This window comes from Pedobacter jamesrossensis, assembly GCF_042650905.1.
In the GTDB taxonomy this organism is placed as follows: Bacteria; Bacteroidota; Bacteroidia; order Sphingobacteriales; family Sphingobacteriaceae; genus Pedobacter; species Pedobacter jamesrossensis.
Map to the genome: position 1 here is coordinate 1 of NZ_JBHSBY010000027.1, position 18,931 is coordinate 18,931.

Annotated in this window: 9 protein-coding genes; 2 read left to right on the forward strand and 7 right to left on the reverse strand. The window is 35.3% G+C overall.

Features of this window, described 5'->3' with window-relative positions; all coding sequences use genetic code 11:
• Positions 1-530 precede the first annotated feature (530 nt).
• The 7 genes from ACFOUY_RS04380 to ACFOUY_RS04410 all read right to left on the reverse strand — a co-directional run bounded on the left by ACFOUY_RS04380 (position 531) and on the right by ACFOUY_RS04410 (position 14,133).
• Positions 531-2,249 carry a hypothetical protein gene (locus ACFOUY_RS04380; protein ID WP_378959241.1) on the reverse strand — a complete coding sequence of 573 codons (1,719 nt, stop codon included), beginning with the start codon at positions 2,247-2,249 and terminating at the stop codon, positions 531-533.
• Between the two features lie 248 nt (positions 2,250-2,497).
• Positions 2,498-3,790, reverse strand: coding sequence for an MFS transporter (locus ACFOUY_RS04385; RefSeq protein ID WP_378959242.1), 1,293 nt, complete (start codon positions 3,788-3,790; stop codon positions 2,498-2,500).
• Positions 3,780-4,838, reverse strand: a complete 1,059-nt coding sequence (locus ACFOUY_RS04390; protein WP_378959243.1) for a glycoside hydrolase family 130 protein — start codon at positions 4,836-4,838, stop codon at positions 3,780-3,782. Before ACFOUY_RS04390 ends, ACFOUY_RS04385 begins: the two co-directional genes overlap by 11 nt.
• A 120-nt stretch (positions 4,839-4,958) precedes the next feature.
• Complete coding sequence (locus tag ACFOUY_RS04395) at positions 4,959-6,443, reverse strand: RagB/SusD family nutrient uptake outer membrane protein (protein WP_378959244.1); 1,485 nt, start codon at positions 6,441-6,443, stop codon at positions 4,959-4,961.
• A 20-nt stretch (positions 6,444-6,463) separates the two neighbouring features.
• Positions 6,464-9,538 (reverse strand): SusC/RagA family TonB-linked outer membrane protein, encoded by a 3,075-nt coding sequence (locus ACFOUY_RS04400; protein WP_378959245.1) that lies wholly within the window; start codon positions 9,536-9,538, stop codon positions 6,464-6,466.
• A gap of 115 nt (positions 9,539-9,653) precedes the next feature.
• Positions 9,654-13,793, reverse strand: a complete 4,140-nt coding sequence (locus tag ACFOUY_RS04405) for a hybrid sensor histidine kinase/response regulator transcription factor (protein ID WP_378959246.1) — start codon at positions 13,791-13,793, stop codon at positions 9,654-9,656.
• Between the two features lie 154 nt (positions 13,794-13,947).
• Complete coding sequence (locus ACFOUY_RS04410) at positions 13,948-14,133, reverse strand: CsbD family protein (RefSeq protein WP_029276197.1); 186 nt, start codon at positions 14,131-14,133, stop codon at positions 13,948-13,950.
• Positions 14,134-14,334: 201 nt separating this feature from the next.
• On the opposite strand from ACFOUY_RS04410, the gene ACFOUY_RS04415 reads away from it, so the two are divergent.
• Together ACFOUY_RS04415 and ACFOUY_RS04420 are read left to right on the forward strand one after the other, a co-directional pair.
• Positions 14,335-17,430, forward strand: coding sequence for a SusC/RagA family TonB-linked outer membrane protein (locus tag ACFOUY_RS04415; protein ID WP_378959247.1), 3,096 nt, complete (start codon positions 14,335-14,337; stop codon positions 17,428-17,430).
• A 19-nt stretch (positions 17,431-17,449) separates the two neighbouring features.
• Positions 17,450-18,814, forward strand: coding sequence for a RagB/SusD family nutrient uptake outer membrane protein (locus tag ACFOUY_RS04420; protein ID WP_378959248.1), 1,365 nt, complete (start codon positions 17,450-17,452; stop codon positions 18,812-18,814).
• The last annotated feature ends 117 nt before the right edge of the window (positions 18,815-18,931 follow it).

Consider the following 18,931-nt stretch of genomic DNA (forward strand, 5'->3'; position numbering starts at 1 on the left):
GATTATTTCTATGTTTGTTGATGTCATGGGGGTTGTTTCGAAGCACAAAGGAACTGTTTTTACAGTTCCTTACCCTATGATTCCCTTAAGTTAATGACATTGGGGCTTGGGGGTGGTTTTGTTATTTATCAAGTTTATATCCGTCCTCAATCAAAGCAGAACTTTGCCGCTTAACCATTTAATTTAGCCGTATAAATCCCCCGAATAATCCAAATTTTGTTCCTCGGTCTGTGTCCTCACAGAACGAAACAACTTAATAACGCTTTGTGAAGACAAAAACCATGGAAATAAAAATGACAAAGATTTCTCCGCTACGAAATGACGAAATGGGTAGCTTATAACGCTATTTCCTGTTTTCCGCGGTTAGGTGTCCCAAGTAAATTTGAGCCCCTGAGAATTTGCTAAACGCCTTTTTTAATAAATTTGTTTTCAAATATTCAATTCTAAGACTTATGTTTTAATCTTGGGTGTCCCAGTGCGGAAAACAGGATTTCTCCGCTACGAAATGACGAAATGGGTAGCTTATAACGCTATTTCTTTTTATAATCAATAACAATACCGTTTGCCAATAATTTGTGATTTACTTTAGTTATTTTACTACCTGTTGGTGTTTCTACAATTAAAACAGAATTGCCATTACTAACGATCAACTTAGCGCTTGCTGAAACATTTCTAGCTAAAATTCTTTGCGCAATCGCATCGTACAAATCAACCCTTTTACTTCCTTTTATTTTATAATTGATGGTTTTACTTTGATTATACGGATTGTAAATTAGATAAGTTGGGTAAGCTTTATTTCTATAAAAATCTGTGGCTAAAACATCTAATTTCAAAATACCTTCTATATCTGTTTTTTCTACAATTGCGCCAAAAATACCAACATGACCACTTCCATAAACGCTAAACTGAGAAACTTCAGGATTTTTTCCAGGCACCCATTTCGGCCCATCACCTTGTGCAACTGGTCCTTTTAAATCCGTATAAAGCGAATCGAATGTTGAGCTTTTAGCAAAACCTTCATAAGCAATAACACCCTTTGTAACTTGTGCAAATTGCGGTATAGTTTGATGTTCTTTTGGTGCATACTGCGGATAAAATAATCGTGAAGCATTTACAGCATTCAACATCCATTTACCAATTGCATTTGCATAAGCCGGGTCGTATCTAACCGTTGGAATCAAAGGCCAGGCCGCATCAAAAGTATTCATCAAAAACCCATAACCTTCGTGGTCAACTGTACTGCCAACAACGCCAGAAATATCGTAACCATTCCATTTCCCAGTTAAAACGCCCCAACCTTCGCGACAAACAGCTGTACCATCAAATGTCCAGCCTAAAAGCTTTTGAACATCAAAATTGGTTCCTTGCTCCACATTCATCCTGGCAGCCAAATAAGCACCAAAGGGCATTAATAATTCATAGGTAGGATTAATTTCATTGCTTTCTAAAGCTGTCATTGCACTAATAGCACCTTGCAAATAACGCTTATCGCCAAACTTTTTATAAGCAGCATACAAAACCCAGGCATGCCCTGCCGCCGCATCTTGCTGCGCACAAATCTGGTTTTTCATTGGCTTCATTTGTGCATAATCGAAGTAAGAATAATTATAATCTCCTTTTAAGATAGAATCGGCTTTGTAAAATTTCTCTGCAATGTTTTTTGCAATCCAGTCAAAATCCTTTTCATTAGGATATTTTTCATAAATGGCATAAAATAATACGTTTGGATAAACATCATACCACCAATCTCTGCCATAACCACCGCCTAAAAGCGCAACTTCTGGTGCGGTATTATTCATCATGATATTCCATTTGGTATCCTGATTAAAATAATTTTTCAGCATTGCGGCGTAGTTTATACCGTTTTGTTTACTCTTATCAATTCCGATTAAACTTGCGCCTAAAACCGAACCCATATTAGCTAGCGCTTCATGAAACATCCCTTTATTGTGTTGTTTTCCTTGCCTAACATCGCCCACGGCGGTATACATACCAATAACAGGTTGGTCGAAATTTTTGTTTGTACTATCTATCCAAACCATTGGCCAATATTCACCTTTGGCTTTAAAATCGTAAATGGTTTTATCAAAATTCTGTGCCATTAATCTCCAATCGATAATTTTTAACGGCTGAGGTAAATTTGCCATTTCTTCTACCCTACTTAGCTTTAGTTGCTTAATCTGAGCTTGAGAAAAACTATAGCTACCTGAAAGTATAAATGCGAAAAGTATTTTAAAATTAAATCTCATAAGGACCTGTTTATAAGAAACTGTTTAAATTTCAACTGTAATTAATTTTATGGAACATGAAGACACATTCTATGGCTATTGCCAAGGTGTGTGTTTCTATCAATGCCATTATTTAAGTTAATTGAGTTGTCTGTATGAGCAGATTCGAAGGACAAATGTTTTTGTTTTCTCCTTAACTTAATAGCATTGGTATCTCCATGTACCTTAATAAAATCTACACATCATTTTAAATAGTTTCTAAATTTTTATTAGTTAGTAAATGGGGCAATCATCCCTGGTTCTTCATTACTCAAAGCTGGAGCTTCTTCAATATTTTCAATCTTACCTTGCTTAATAATATCCTTAGCTACCCAATAAGATGCCAGTTGCAAAATAGCAACAATAACAATAGCATAACGCATTGCAATTTCTACCGAGAAACAATATGCCAAAATTAAAAATGTACCTGCTCCGGTTAAACGGCCAATATACAAACCGGCCTCATGATTTAGGATATAGGCAAATTCGCTACGTTTTTCTTTTTTACGTAGAATATCTATAACGCTAAACTGTATCGGAAAGTAAGCCAAATCTAACAGGGGTTTTGCAAGCAATAAAAACAGCATAAATAGGATTACGCCAAAGCTACTATACAGAATCCCGTTAATGATTGCTGCAATTGCGAAAAGCAACAGACCTGCACCGAAAACATATAGCCTATGCTTTGGAGAGGTATTTCGACCGATAATGTACATGGCTACAGCTGCAATTATAGCACCGATAGATTGTGCTGTTCCTAATGCGCCTTCTTTACCAACCAATAGCATAATTAACATGGCTGGCGCAGTAACCAGAAAACCTTGCACTAAGCCTTTTAAAGTTGCCAATCTAAGTAGTTTGTACCAATATGGATCGAATTTAAAGTAAACAAACTTCTTTTCAGTTGGATTAGTAAAATCTCCTCTAAAGCACATTATCGAAGCCAGAATGGTTACAATAAAAACCAAACCCGTTACAATTTTATATGCAAGATGTGCGTTTCCATCAACGGCATTAAACTCGATAAACCAACCAATTAAAACCGGAATTACCACCGCAATTATGGTATAAAAAAAAGTTTCCAAGCCGTAATAATAATTTCTATTATCGTCATTTGTAATGGCTAATGCAAGGAAATCTCTATTCGCCCAGTAGAAACCGAAAGACATACCCATGATTAAACCCGCAATTCCAATTCCAGTGTTATCCAAAGTAGTTAGCGACATCATTACCATCATGGAAACACCGCTTAACATCATCCCTAAAGAGTATAATGTTTTAATAGAAAATTTGCTAAGCAGATAGCCATTTAGAAAAAATGTAATTGGAATACCCGTATAAATGGTAAGTTGGTAAATTACAACTTTTGTTGGGTCGTTCGAACTTCGCATTACGTAAGCGGCAACAAAAATATCGATAACAGGAAGTACAACACTATATATTAAATTCGTAAGTGTTAATATTCTAAAGTTATATGATTGGTTTTTGAAATGTGTAATTTCTGATTTTAGTTTATTCAGCATGGCTGTATTTTAATTGAGATAAAATTGCTGTAATAGAGAATTTTGCACCACAAACAAACTCGTCTGCTGCTCCGTAATAAATCGTTAATTCGTCGCCATTAATAAGGTGTCCATTTGTAAAAACAACCTGACCAAAAAAGCCCGACAATTCATATTCTGCTATTGGTTTCATAATTGGCTCTTCTGTTTGTGCTAAAACTTTAGATGGATCATTCAAATCCATTAAAAATGCACCTAAGCAGTATTGATGTTCGGCATTTGCACCGTGGTAAATTTCTAACCAACCTTTATCTGTTTTAATTGGTGCTGCGCCAGCCCCAACGCGTCTGCTATCCCAATTGTTTTTACGGGTTTTGATTAAACATTTATGATTTCCCCAATGAATACCATCTGGCGATTCGGCCAACCAGATATAATTTCCACCCAAATCGACGCTACTCGGACGGTGAAGCGTATAAAATTTACCATTAATTTTTTCTTCAAAAACAGCACAATCTTTATTGTGTGGCGGAATAATCATTCCATGTTTTTCGAAAGTCTTCCAATCTTTTGTGGTTCGCATACCAACCCCAACACCACCTGCCGAAACTGCTGTAAAAGTTAAATAGTATGTCCCATCAATTAAAGCCACACGGCAATCTTCAATCCCGAAAGCTTCTGCGGCACCCTCGCCTTGAAGTAAAGGGTATCCCTCTGGTTGATAAAAATTAATTCCATCATCGCTACAAACCAATCTTAAATGAGATAGCGTTGTTAAATAATCAGCGCCTTTGTAGTTAATTACTCGTGGATCATCAGCAATCAAATCAGGATCATTCTCCTTTATTTCAATGATTTCAATTCCATCACCATTTAAAACCGGGAAAGAAATTATTCCTTCTTTTTGTTTTGGTCTTTCTGCCACTCGGATTAATAACCAGGTTTTATTTTGAAAGGTAAAAACACCTGGATTTAATAAACAAGCAATTTCTAATCCTTCGCGGCTCGGAGCTAAATCTTTTGGCGATAATATTGGGTTTTGAGAAAATCTTTTAGCAGTATCTGTCATAATTTTTAGGGAATACAATTTCAATACTATTTAAAAATAGCTTGAGAAATAGATTTAATAATATTTGCAAGCATTGCTGTTCGCAGAACTTAAACTCCACAAACAACAATGGCTTAAAAATTAATAGCCTGGGTTTTGTACTAAAGTACCTGCAGATGCATCAACCTCTGCCTGTGGTAAAGGATATAAATAATGTTTATCCAAAAAGTTTTTACCTTTTGATACCATAACTGATTTAGCTAATTTCCAACGCTTAAGATCCAGCATTCTTTGAGATTCGAAACCTAATTCTACCCTACGTTCTGAAATTAACCAGTTTTTGATTGTGGCTTTGTCGGTTGATGCAGCTCTATCTGGCAATGTACCAGCCGGAGGTAAAACACCCAAAGCACTTACACTTGTTCTTGCTCTAGCTCTTATCTGATTAATAATTGCGACTGCATCGGCATACTGACCTAATTCATTTTGTGCTTCCGCTTTCCAAAGTAAAACATCAGCATATCTTATGTAGATTTTATTGTTCGCTGCGTCGTCGTTTCCTTTGTTAGAGCCGTTTATACTACCCAAAAGTTTATTTACATTTTGATTTGGAACATCAACAGTGTATAGTTTCCTTGGGTCGTTTGCCTCAAAAGCATTTAAAAAATCGGTACTTGGCGCAAAGAATCCCCAACCTAGCGGAGCACAGATACCGTTTCCTTTTAACGGGTTTTGGTTACTTTGATGATCGTAACAGAAAATAACTTCATTTTCTGCAAATTCTTTAGTTTGGTTGAAACTATCAAAATAATTAGTGTTCAAACTATAAAAGCCTAAAGATTGCAACTCATTAACATTGGTAACAACATCAGCCCATTTCTCGTTATATAAAGCTGTTTTAGCTAATAACGCAATTACTGAGCCTTTATTCACTCTCCATTTCTCGGTTGTTGAGCTATATTTTGAGCTTGGCAGCAAACCTTTAGCAATAACTAAATCAGATTTAATTTTATCCCAAACCACATTTTTATCTGCTCTTACGGCAACATCAAATGCTTCCTGGTACGTACTTACAGGCTTAAGAATTAAGGGTACATCGCCAAAATTAGTTACTAAAGAGAAATAATAATAAGATCTTAAGAAATACGCCTCACCTAACAATTGATTTTTACGGGCAGTTGTAATTCCGGTTATCGCTTCGATATCTGATTTAGTTAATAACTCGATGGCAATATTTAACCTTTTAATCCCTTCATAATCATATTTCCATAATCCGTTAGGGCCGCCATTTGTAGATGTGAAGGTGAAATTATTAACATCATCTATCCAGGGCTGGTCGCCATCTGGATTCCATTTTTTCTCCATATCATCCGATGCGATATCCTGCATGACCAAGTCATTTTGAAAAACTAATCCTCCAGACCAATCCCATTGTGCCAGAATATTTAATCGGTTTGATAATAATTGATAAGCAGAATTAACAGAATTTTCTACCGTACCTAAAGTTGGAGCAGAATTAACCTGTTCTAAAGTTGTTAAACCTACAGCTTCTGTAGTAAGTTGCTTTTTGCAACCTGCTAATGTAATCAACGAAAACACTAGACACATAAATAATATTCTTTTCATAATACTTTTGCAAAAAAGATTTACAGATTAATTTTTAAACCAACAATGAATGCTTTTGATTGTGGGTACGTTCCTTTATCGATTAATGAAGTTGATTCTGGATCTAAACCTGTGTAATCTGTAATTGTAAATAAGTTCTGACCCGAAGCGTATAAACGCACATTTTTTACACCTATCTTTTTTACATCGAACGTGTATCCAACTTCAATATTTTTTAGTCTTAAATAAGATGCATCTTCAACAAAAACACTCGAAACCTGACCACCGCCATTATTATTAAAAGTTAAACGAGGCAAGGTATTACTTGTGCCAGGACCATTCCAGCTATCTAAAACCGAAGTCATTGAATTGAACGGACGGCTATCAAAATTGATGATTTGTTTTAAATCGTTGTAACGATCTACGCCTTGTACACCTTGTACTAAGAAAGAGAAATCGAATTTCTTGTATGAAGAAGAAAATGCAAAACCATACGTTAATTTAGGAATTGGATTACCAATAATGGTTCTGTCATCGGCATTAATTTGTCCATCGCCATTTAAATCTTTAAACTTAATATCGCCGGGTAAAGCACCGTTTGCATTAGAAAACAGATGGCTGTTAACTTCTGCAGGCGTTTGATAAATACCATCGAAAACTAAGCCATAATAAGAATTTATAGGGCTTCCTGCTTCGGTTCTGGTATGTGTTTGATCATCGTTAATGTTTTTAACAAACTCTTGTAATTTGTTAACACGATTAGTTAACGTTGCAATATTGGCATTGATACCGTATTTAAATTCACGATCTCTATTTTGGAAGTTTAAGCCAAACTCAAAACCTTTATTGCTTACCTCGCCTGCATTTACATAGGTACGATCAATAACACCTACCGATACTGCTGGTAAACCAACAGTTAACAAAATATCGCTGGTTTTTTTAACAAAATAATCGGCAGTAAATGAAAGCTTATTTTTTAAAATACCTAAATCGATACCAAAGTTAGTTTGTGTTGTAGTTTCCCATTTAACATCAGGATTACCATATCTCACTACATTAACAATTCCGCCTGATTCTGAAACTAAGGTTTGATAAGTGTTATTTGGGATTTCCTGATTACCAGCTTGACCCCAACTACCTCTTAACTTTAATTCAGAAATCCAGCTAACATCTTTTAGAAAATCTTCGTTAGAAACCATCCATCCGGCAGATGCTGATGGAAAATAACCCCATTTATTGCTTGGCCCAAAACGAGATGAACCATCTGCCCTTAAAGTTGCTGTTGCAAAATATTTATTATCGAAATTATAAGTTCCACTACCGAAGAATGAAACCAGGTTAAATTGGCTTGCTGAACCAGAATTGTAAATATTAGTTAAGCTTCCATAATCTAAATACTGAAAACCTGATGTGCTTTTATCGAAATCCTGTCTGCTCCCACCAATTGCAGATGATTTGCTTGAAATATTTTCGGCACCTAGCAAGAAATTAACATTATGCTTTTCTGCAAAAGTTTTTTGGTAGTTTAATGTATTGGTAAAAGTGAAGTTCATGACTTCGCCTCTATTTTCATCTAAATTATTAGGCTTGTTATTTCTTCCTTTTCCCGGATAAAGCTCGTCAGGGTTATTGTCATTATCATCGCCAAAATTCTGTGCGAAGTTTTTATTGTGAGAGAAACTAATATCCACACCAACGCTTGATCTAAAAGTTAAAGACTTATCACTTAAAAAAGCGTATTCAGCATAGATATTTCCAAAAGTTTGAAATGTTTTTCTTTTATCATTCGTAAAATTAACAATGGCAATTGGGTTTGAACTAAACTCGAAGTTCTTATCCCAACCGTTATTATTTCCGGTGTAAAAGGGTAAATCGGTATAAGGATTTGAAGCCGAGTAAGTAGGATCTGTAACGTTCTTATAAACACCTAAAACTGGCGGCCTTAATAAAGCGTGGCGAATTACACCAGGAACATCGCCACTAGAAGATAGTTTATCTTGTTTAGCAAAACTAATTTGAAGGTTTGTACCAACTTTAAAACGATCGGTAACGTTTGCATTTACATTAGATCGAAAATTAAAACGCTCATAACCATCATGATCTTGAACTACAATACCATCTTGTTTATAATAACCAGTAGATATAAGATACTGAACATCATCAGAGCCTCCATTTACGGATGCCTGTAAATTTTTAGATTTACCCGTGTCAAAAAGCTCATTTAACCAATCTGTATCTGCTAAATCAGTTCTGCTTCTAGCTGCCTGATAAGGGCTAACTGCATTCGCGGCATTACCCAAAGTATTATGCCAAGCTCTATCTTTAACTGTTAAGTATTGATCTGCATTTAGCATTTCTGGCAGATTAGTTGCCTGATGAAAGCCTGCAAAATATTCTATATTGATATTTGCCTTACCTTTTTTGCCATTAACAGTTGTGATAATTACCACACCATTCGCTGCCCGGGAACCATAAATTGCTCCAGCCGCTGCATCTTTTAAAACCGTCATTGATTTTACATCACTTTGATTTAAAAAAGAAATATCGCGGGTTGGCACTCCATCTATCACATAAAGCACATCGTTATTACCTAATGTTCCCTCTCCCCTAATTCTAAGTTTAATTCCATCGCCTGGCGCACCCGTGTTCGCAGCAACGAATACACCCGCAACCTGACCTTGTAATGCCTGTGCAACATCTACTATTCTTGTTTTTTGCAAATCAGCCATGTTTACGGTTGCTACAGAACCAGTTATCGAAGCTTTCTTCTGCGAGGTATAACCAACAACAACAACATCATTTAATGACTGTGAACTTGGTTTTAATGATACATTTAAGCTACCACCGTTAGTACCTAAAGTTACACTGGTGTAGCCTATATAGTTAAATGTTAGAGATTGAGTAGCTCCAGCTTGAAGCGTTAAAGAATAAACTCCATCTCCATTAGTTGATGTTTTGTTTTGTGTATTGGTTTGCATAACCACAACACCAGGTACCGGCTGATTGGATTCATCGGTAACCTTTCCCGTTACTTTTGTTTGTGCGTAACTTGTGAAACCCGTTGCGGCTAAAAACAAGAAAACCAACAATGCATAAATACGTCTGTTTTTTTTCATTTGATTTATATTTGATTAGTACACAAATATAGACCAGCAGGCTTGCAGCTTAGTACACTATAGTAACATTTTAGTTCACTATTATTGCAAATAAGCACAAATAAAGCAGTTTTACCTATAAAATTTCGGGAGTTGCATTTCCTTCATGCTGCTTTTGGCGGTAATCGTTAGGGGCTAGAAAGTATATCTTTTTAAACTCCCTAAAGAAGTAAGATTTGTTGTTAAAACCTGTCATATAAAAAATTTCAGACACCGTAAGCTTAGAGTTTTGAAGTAAAACCGCAGCATGTTTTAAACGTATTCTTTTTATAAATTCGGAAGGTGTCATACCGGCCAAAGTTTTAAGTTTACGATACAATTGCATCTTACTTATACATAAAGCGTTCTCTAATTTTGACGCGTCTAAATCTGATTCAGCCAGATTATCTTCAACCGCTTTAACTAAGGCATTTAAAAATTCCTTATCGCCCTGCTCTAAATCAACATCAATAAATTGATTGTTAATATTTCTATCCTTAATTAAGTGGTTCATTCTTGTCCGGTAATCGAGTAATTTCCGTACACGCATTTGCAAATAATTGATATGAAAGGGTTTTGGAATATAAGCATCAGCGCCAGTTTCATAGCCTTCAGTTTTATTTTCTTCGGTACCTTTAGCAGAAAGCATAATAAACGGAATATGGCAGGTAGCCGGAGCGGTTTTTACGTACCTGCAAAGTTCCAACCCATCCATATCGGGCATCATTACATCACTAATGATAATATCGGGCATGTTATTTTTTAGAAATTCGATTGCAGATAAGCCATTCTCGGCCTCATAAACATTATATTGCTCCTTTAAAATATTCTTAATTAAGAAACGTAAAGCTGCATCATCCTCAACAACGAGAACACTATGCTCTGCTATTTTTTGTAAGTCATCAATTAAAGTTGCTTTATTGTTTTGCTCTATGGTTTCGCCAGTTTCATTTTGATAGGGCTTTAAAATTGATTCGAACAAATAAGATGGCGCTGAAGCAATCACCTCATTTTCCTTCCCTTCTATTGTTTGCTTAAGCTTTAACTTAAAACTAAAAGCAATCCAATCATCTTTCAACGAAACCGTAATGCTTCCATCCATTACCGAAATTAATTCTTTAGTAAAAGCCAGACCAATACCTGTACTAAATTTATCGAACTGATTTTCTTTCCCTACATGAAACTCGGTAAAAATATCTTCTAAATCTTTCTCTGCCAATTTACAGCCGGAGTTTGAAACAATGGTTTCCAATGTTTCGGATTTCTCATCATAATTAACATTTAAAACAATTTCCTGTTTTTTACCCGCATGTTTTAAGGCATTAGATAGCAGGTTAAAAAGTACCTTTTCAAATTTATCCTTATCAATAAAGCCGGCAATTCCATTTTGGATGTTTCTGGTAAATTTTTGTTCGTTTTTTTCTGCTGCCGGAATAAACAACTGCGTTAAACCATTTAACAATTTACTGATGTCGAAATAATCATCATTTCGTTTTAAATAGCCTGCTTCTGCCCTTCTGAATTCTAGAAGCTGTTGAACGAGGTAAGTTAAGCGTGCGGTATGCTGATGTACAAGAGATAGAAAATAATTTTTATCAATCGGCTTATCCAACATATTTCGCTTTTGCATAAAATGTTCAACAGAGCCTAGAATCAATGTTAAGGGAGTTTGAATTTCATGAGCGATATTGGTAAAAAAGTTAATTCGCTGACGATGTTCTTCTTCATCCTTTTGCCTGAACAGAGATTCTCTTTCGAGCTTAAATTTCATCTCCAGTTTATTTTTCCTGTATAAATGAAAAGCATACACACCAATAATTAATAGCAGTAAATAAAAAGCATAAGCTGGATATGTAAGCCAGAAATATTGTTTAACATGAAGTTTTAAAGCCACAATATCCTTTGTCCAAATACCTTCGCCATTACTCCAACGAACTAATAATTCATATTTACCCGGAGGAATATTGTAGTAGGCAATTTTTCCATCAGTACCTGTATATCGCCAATTCTGATCTAAGCCCTGAAGCTTATAAGCAAACTCATTTTTAGCCGCATTGAAGTAATTGAGTGCATTAAATGAAAACTGAAAAAAATTACTTTTACGTTCTAAATCAAAACTTTTTATCTGCTGCTGTTTAGATTTAATAATTAAATACTGGTTATTTTGAAAAATTTGCCCTCCCATTTGCAAATCCGAAATTAGCAAATTGGGTTGTTTGTTATTTTCTGTAATGTATTTTGGCATAAAATAGTTAAAACCATAAATCCCACCGAAAAGCAAATAGTTATTAGACGTTTTTAAAACTGCTCCATCGCTAAATTCATTGCTTTGTAAACCATCGCTTTCCTGATAATTGGCAATACTGTTATTAGCAGGATTTAGCTTCGCCAAACCTTTATTGGTACTTAACCAAATATTTCGCGCACCATCTTCCTGAATTGCGTGTATAGTATTGTTTGGCAAACCCTTATCCATGGTTATTTTGGTAAATCTGGGTTTATCTTTAAGCGATTCTGAGTAACTAAGGTAATTTAACCCATAACTTGTACCAATCCATAATCGATTTTTTCTATCGTAAAATAGAGATAAAACATCACTGTGAGACAAGCTTCCTTCGTAGCTAAAAGCTTTATAGGTTTTAAATAATCCGGTTTTTTTATTTAAAACACTCAAGCCGCCGTATCTGCAGGCAATCCACAAGCGCTCATCTTTTCCTTGTGCCAAAGCGTAAATAATATCGTTTGCAGGCCCGTTTTTTTCTATCGATGAGGAATAATATTGCTTGAAATTTTTAATCGAAATTGAGCCATCAATATTTCTATTTAGCTTAAGATGAACCAGGCCGTAACCGCTTGTTCCCATCCAAACAGAGCTATCTTTATCTTGAATTATTGTATAAACCGATTTAAAATCGGGTAGTTTAGCCGCTCCTTTAATATTTTTCCAATTTATGGTTTTGGCTAGTTTTTGATCATAAACGGAAATCCCCTGTCCATCGGTGCCGATATAAATGAGCTGATCACTACCACGTTTTAAAGCAAATACGGAATTATTTTCTAAACCTGTCGTTAAATCAATCTTTTTAGGCTTTATTGTTTCATTTCCCTTTTTCCAAAAATTATCAAAAATTAATACTCCATTTCCTTTAGTTCCAACCCACAAATTGCCGCTTTCTTCGGCAAAAGCCCGAATGGGTTTATTAATTGCATTACCGTTAATTCTGGTTAACAGACCAAATAAATTTTCTTTTGGATAAATCTGAATTAATCCGTTTCCATCTGTACCTACCCATAAAACTTTATTTTGAGCAACGTTTAGTGCGGTAACTTTTAAATTCTCTAAAGATTTTGTTTCGTTTTTTAGAAATAAAGTTTCTTTAAAGGTTTTATCATAAACACTTACGCCTTGATTTTCCCAAGCTATTATATAATTAGATTGATAGTAAGCTATTGTTTTTATTTTCTTATTTGCAATTCGGATTTGCTCGCTTTTATAATCAGTACCGATTCTAAAATGTTTATCATTATTTAATGAATATATAACCTGATTATTTGATACAAAAAAATTGCTTATACCATTAATAGCATTATACTTTTTGCTAACCGAAAGCTTATTAATATTTGCATTTGAGGCAATTAATTCTTCCCTTTTATTGAGATACCAAAGCACATTTTGTGCAAAACACATTTTAATTATTCCATCTTTAGGTTTAAATTTATGGAAAGCATCAAACTTATCTTTTTCGGGATTGTATCGGCTTAAAACGCCTTCGGCCGAATAGCAAATAACATCTCCTTTAGAACTAACTACAAGCTCATACTCGTTTTCCCTGATTTTTTGTGTTGTAGTATTCCGGTAAAAGTATCGACTGAATTTACCTGTAGTTTTATTATATCTTGAAATACCACCTATGGTGCTTATCCAAATATCACCTTTATTATCTTCCTTTATCGATTGAATAACATTGCTTCCAATACTATTTTCTGCTTTATCTATATTATGATTATAAACACTAAATCGGGCTCCATCGTATCTATTCAAACCATCCCAGGTTCCAATCCAAAGCAATTGATCTTTATCTTGTAAAATAGAATTTATAGAACTATTCGATAATCCATTTCTATTATCAAGCTGACGGTAATAAAAAGATACGCCAGGCTTAATATCTTCTGCTTTTATAGTTGTAAAAGCAAAAAAGCTAAGGTATAAAAACAGCAATAAAAATGCTTTGCTCATATAAAGTTCAATTTTTCTATTTGGATAAAAACAATTGAGGGATGTGTATAAATCTAAAAAAATATTTTAGCTTACAACTCTAAATTTCATTTTAAACAAAAACAGGCAACCAATAAATTAGTTGCCTGTTTTTGTTTTTTTAGCTTGTTATTTATTAAAGCGAGTTTATCCACTTTACAAGTTCATCCCGACCTTTACCAGTTTTCTGCTGTAACTTACCTAGTAACTCGTCATCCTGACCTTCTTCGTGTTTTAAATCATCATCCGTTAAATCGGCATAGGCTTGTTTTACTTTACCTTTTATTTCGTTCCACTTTCCTTTTAATTCTAACTTATCCATTTCTTTATTAATTATATGTTAAACATTGGTTTTATTTAGCATAAACATTAAAAAAACAGTAATTGTTTATATAATTTATCAAAAAAAACGAAGAAATGCAAAATAAACAGACCATTCCTAATTGCTATTCCTATATTTTTGTTACATTAGAGCTATCATTCCCTAAACAAACAACATTAACTAACTAAAATTCAAAATTTGATGAAAAAACTACTTTTAAGTTTCTTTTTATCCTTCAGCGTAATTGCTTTTGCCTTTGCACAAGACAAAGTAATTAGCGGAAAAGTTACTTCTGGCAATGGCGAGCCCATTCCTGGAGTAAGCGTGTACGTTAAAGGTTCTTCCTCAACTGGCACACAAACAAATGCTACGGGTAACTACACATTAAGTGTTTCGCAGAATGCTAAAATTCTCGTATTTACTTTTATCGGTTTCAAAACTAAAGAAATGCCGATTACAGGCTCTACTCTAAATGCAAGTTTAGACGAAGAAAACACAACATTATCTGATGTGGTTGTTGTGGGTTTCGGAACCCAGTCTAAACGGGATTTAAAAGGCTCACAATCATCAGTGAGTGCAAAAGATTTAGAGAATCTTCCAGTTACTTCATTCGAACAAGCCTTACAAGGAAAAGCAGCAGGTGTTACTATTTCTGCGCAAAATGGTAAACTTGGTCAAGGTATTACCGTACGCGTAAGGGGGGCAGCATCGGTGACTGCCGGTAGCGAACCACTTTATATTGTGGATGGTATTCCGATTACCTCTGGCGATTTTTCGGGAACATCAGCACCTACAAGTGCTTTGGCAGACATTAACACAAATGATATTGAATCCATAGAAGTATTAAAGGATGCTTCTGCATCGGCTATTTACGGAGCGAGGGCGTCCAATGGTGTCGTTTTAATTACCACAAAGCAAGGTAAAGTTGGCAAAAGTCAGATTAATTTCAGTGCATTAGGCGGCATCAGTACGCCATCTAACCACAGAGAATTTATGAATGCAGAGCAATATGTGAATATAGTAAGAAGAGCAGGTGAAGGTGCAGCTAATCAAGATTTTTTAAATGGTGATTATGCTACTTTAGCAGATGCAATTGCTGACTATAAAACAATTGTAGAAAACAGATTAACTAGGTATTCGGCAGGCAACACTGATTATCAAACGTATAAGGTTAATACCAATTGGGAAAGGGCGGCTTTTCAGGATAATCCTATTACCCAGCAATATGACTTGAATGTAACTGGTGGTAACGAAAAAACTAAATTTTATATTGGTGGTCAGGCTTTAGATCAACAAGGTATTATTGTTGGAAATAGCTATAAACGTTACAGTGGAAGATTAAACTTAACAAATAAGGTAACAGATTTTATCGAACTAGGTGTTAATTTAAATTTCTCTAACAGCATAAACAATAGATTATCAAATGATAATGCGTTTTCCAATCCGATACAAGCTGTTGCATTATCTCCAATTACTCCATTTATCGACCCACGTTCTGGCTTAATTAGTGGAACCCTACCTGGTGTGGCCTCTAATTATCCAGTTTACTACAATCCGTTTATTGGAATTGAAAATGCTTCTTATCAAGCAACCGTTTATCGTACAATTGGAAAAGTTTTTGCCAATGTTAACATTGCAAAAGGCTTAAAGTTTACCTCTGAGTTTTCAATCGATAACCTTAATCAAAATGAAGAGGCTTACTACGGTGCTCTAACATTCAGAAATACAGGCACATCAAATGGTGATGGTGTAAATATTTCTACGTTTGTTATAAATGCAAATACAAATAACTTCTTTAGCTACAAAGCAAATTTTGGTGAAAAAAGTGTTTTCGATGCTGTTTTAGGAACAAGTTATCAGAAATCAACAACCAAATACAGCACAATAGAAGGTCAGGATTTCCCAAGCGATTCGTACATAAAACTAGGAAGTGCAGCTACAAAAGTTACTGCTTCAAGTAATGAAGGTGCATTTAGCTTTCTATCTTATTTCTTTAGAGCTAACTATAAATACAACGATAGATATTTAGTCGGGTTTAGCGTAAGAGCTGATGGTTCTTCACGCTTTGGAGCTAATCAGAAATATGGCTACTTCCCTGCTGGTTCACTTGCATGGATTGCATCCGAAGAGGATTTCTTAAAAAGCAGCGAGACAATCAGCTTGTTAAAATTAAGAGCAAGTTACGGTTTAACAGGTAACGCAGAAATTGGGAACTATTCTGCACGCGGTTTATTTAGTGGTACTGGAGCTTATGGGGGTTTGGCTGGACAAATACCTTCAAGAATTGCAAACCCTGATTTAACCTGGGAGAAAACAACTCAATTAGACCTTGGTTTAGATTTTGGTATTCTTAAAAATAGAGTTTCAGCAACTTTCGATTACTATCAGAAAAAGACTACCGAATTATTGTTGAATGTTCCAATTCCTCAAACAACTGGTTTTGCAACAAAAACTCAGAATTTAGGTAAATTAACCAATACAGGTTATGAACTGGGTATTAATACAGAAAATTTCGTGGGCGCTTTTAAATGGTCTACCGCATTAACTGCAGCCATTAACAATAATAAAATTACTGATTTAGGTGGTCAGGTTTTAAACACCAACGAAATTAATGCGGCCATATCTGGTCAACCAATAGGCGTTTTTTATCTTCCAGAATATGCAGGTGTTAATCCAGCAAATGGTGATGCTACTTATTATCTAAATACCGTTGATGCAAATGGTAACGTCGACAGAACAACAACAAACGACATTAACCTGGCGCAAAGAATTTTTGCTGGTAATCCTAATCCAAAATATACTTTTGGAATAAACAACACATTCTCATTCAAAAACTTTGATTTAGGTGTGTTTTTACAAGGAGTGAGTGGTAATAAAATTTATAATGGTGGTGGGTCATATATGAGCGCCAGTGCGTCTAATGGTTATGACAACCAAACAGCAGACCAAATAGATTACTGGAATAAACCTGGAGATGTTACACAGGTTCCTGAGCCTCGTTTAGGATATGGCAATGGCGTTGGTAACTCTACTAGATATTTGTCTGATGGAAAGTACATCCGTTTAAAAACTCTGACATTAGGTTACACATTTACCCCAGAAGTTTTAAGCAAACTTAAACTAAGTAAACTTAGGTTATTTGCTACCGCTCAAAACCTAGCAACAATTACAGGTTACAAAGGATGGGATCCAGAGGTAAATGCCGATTATCAATCTACAAACATTAATCAAGGTGTAGATTTCTATTCAGCTCCGCAACCAAGAGTAATATCTTTCGGTATAAACATTGGCCTATAATTCTATAAACAGAATCATTATGAAAAAGACATATATATATAATTTAATAATTGCTTCAACCCTTATAGCTTCAGCATCTTCTTGCAAAAAAGCTTTGGAAATAAATCCAGTTGATACAATTGAGCAAAGCAAGGCGCTATTAACATCAAAGGATGTTGAGGTTGCTTTAGTTGGTGCGTACTCAGAATTTGGAAGCAGAAATTTTTATGGTGGTCGCCCATTTTTAATGGCCGATTTTTTAGCCAATACTAATGCTATTGAATGGTTTGGAACTTATGAAGAGCTTACCCAAACCATTAACAAATCGCTTTTAAAAACAAACTCTTACGTTAATAATGTTTGGGCTGCCGGCTACACAGCAATAAATGATGCAAATAATGTAATATCTGCAATAAATAAAGTTGATGCAGCAAAACAAAATAAAGTAGAAGGTGAAGCTAAATTTATTAGAGGTGCTTCTTATTTTGAACTGGTAAGATTATTCGGAAAGGCATATAATGACGGAAGCCCTACAACCAATCTGGGTGTACCCATTGTTTTAACGCCAACAACAGAGGTAAACGACGCTAGCTATGTTGCCAGAGCAACTGTTGCAGCAGTTTACACTCAAGCAATTGCTGATTTAACAGACGCAGAGGCTAAATTGCCTGCCACAAATGGTTTTTTCGCAACCAAATCTGCAGCAGCAGGTATGCTAGCAAGGCTATACTTGCAAATGGGTAATTATGCAGCGGCAGCGGCGGCGGCAAATAGAGTAATTACTTCAAATAATTATTCTTTAAATGCTGCATTTATTGATGCCTTTCCTGCAATGGGATCAACTCCTGGAGTTAATTCATCAGAAGATATTTTTGCAATGCAGGTTACAACTCTAACTGGCTTTAATGGCTTTAATGAATTTTACGGATCTTCAACCTACGGAGGTAGAGGTGACGCTGTAATATCTCAAGACTGGATTGATGCTACTTATGCCGCCAATGACGATCGTATCAATGCTTTTTATGATGATGGTGATATCTACACCTCGAAATATGCTAATGTTTATGGAAATGTTCCTGTGATGAGGTTATCAGAAATGTATCTGATAAGAGCCGAATGCAACGTCCGTTTAGCGCCAGCAGCACCAGTGGGAGGCAGAACACCTCTACAAGATTTAGCAGTTGTGAGAAGCAGAGCACGATTAACAACAACGACTGCCACACTTGCTGACATTCTTAATGAACGCAAATTAGAACTTGCTTTCGAGGGCTTCGCTTTACACGATGCAAAGAGAACACAAACAAATATTGGCTCTATAGCCTGGAATGCAAATAACTTAGTTTTCCCAATCCCTCAAAGAGAGATGGATGCAAACAAAAAATTAATTCAAAACCCAGGTTATTAAATCTATTTTTTAAAGATCGAGTAGGAAGATAGGGATTATTTCCCTATCTGTCCTCTCACACCACTGTACGTACCGTTCGGTATACAGCGGTTTGTTAGAATAACTTCGTTTGGTGTG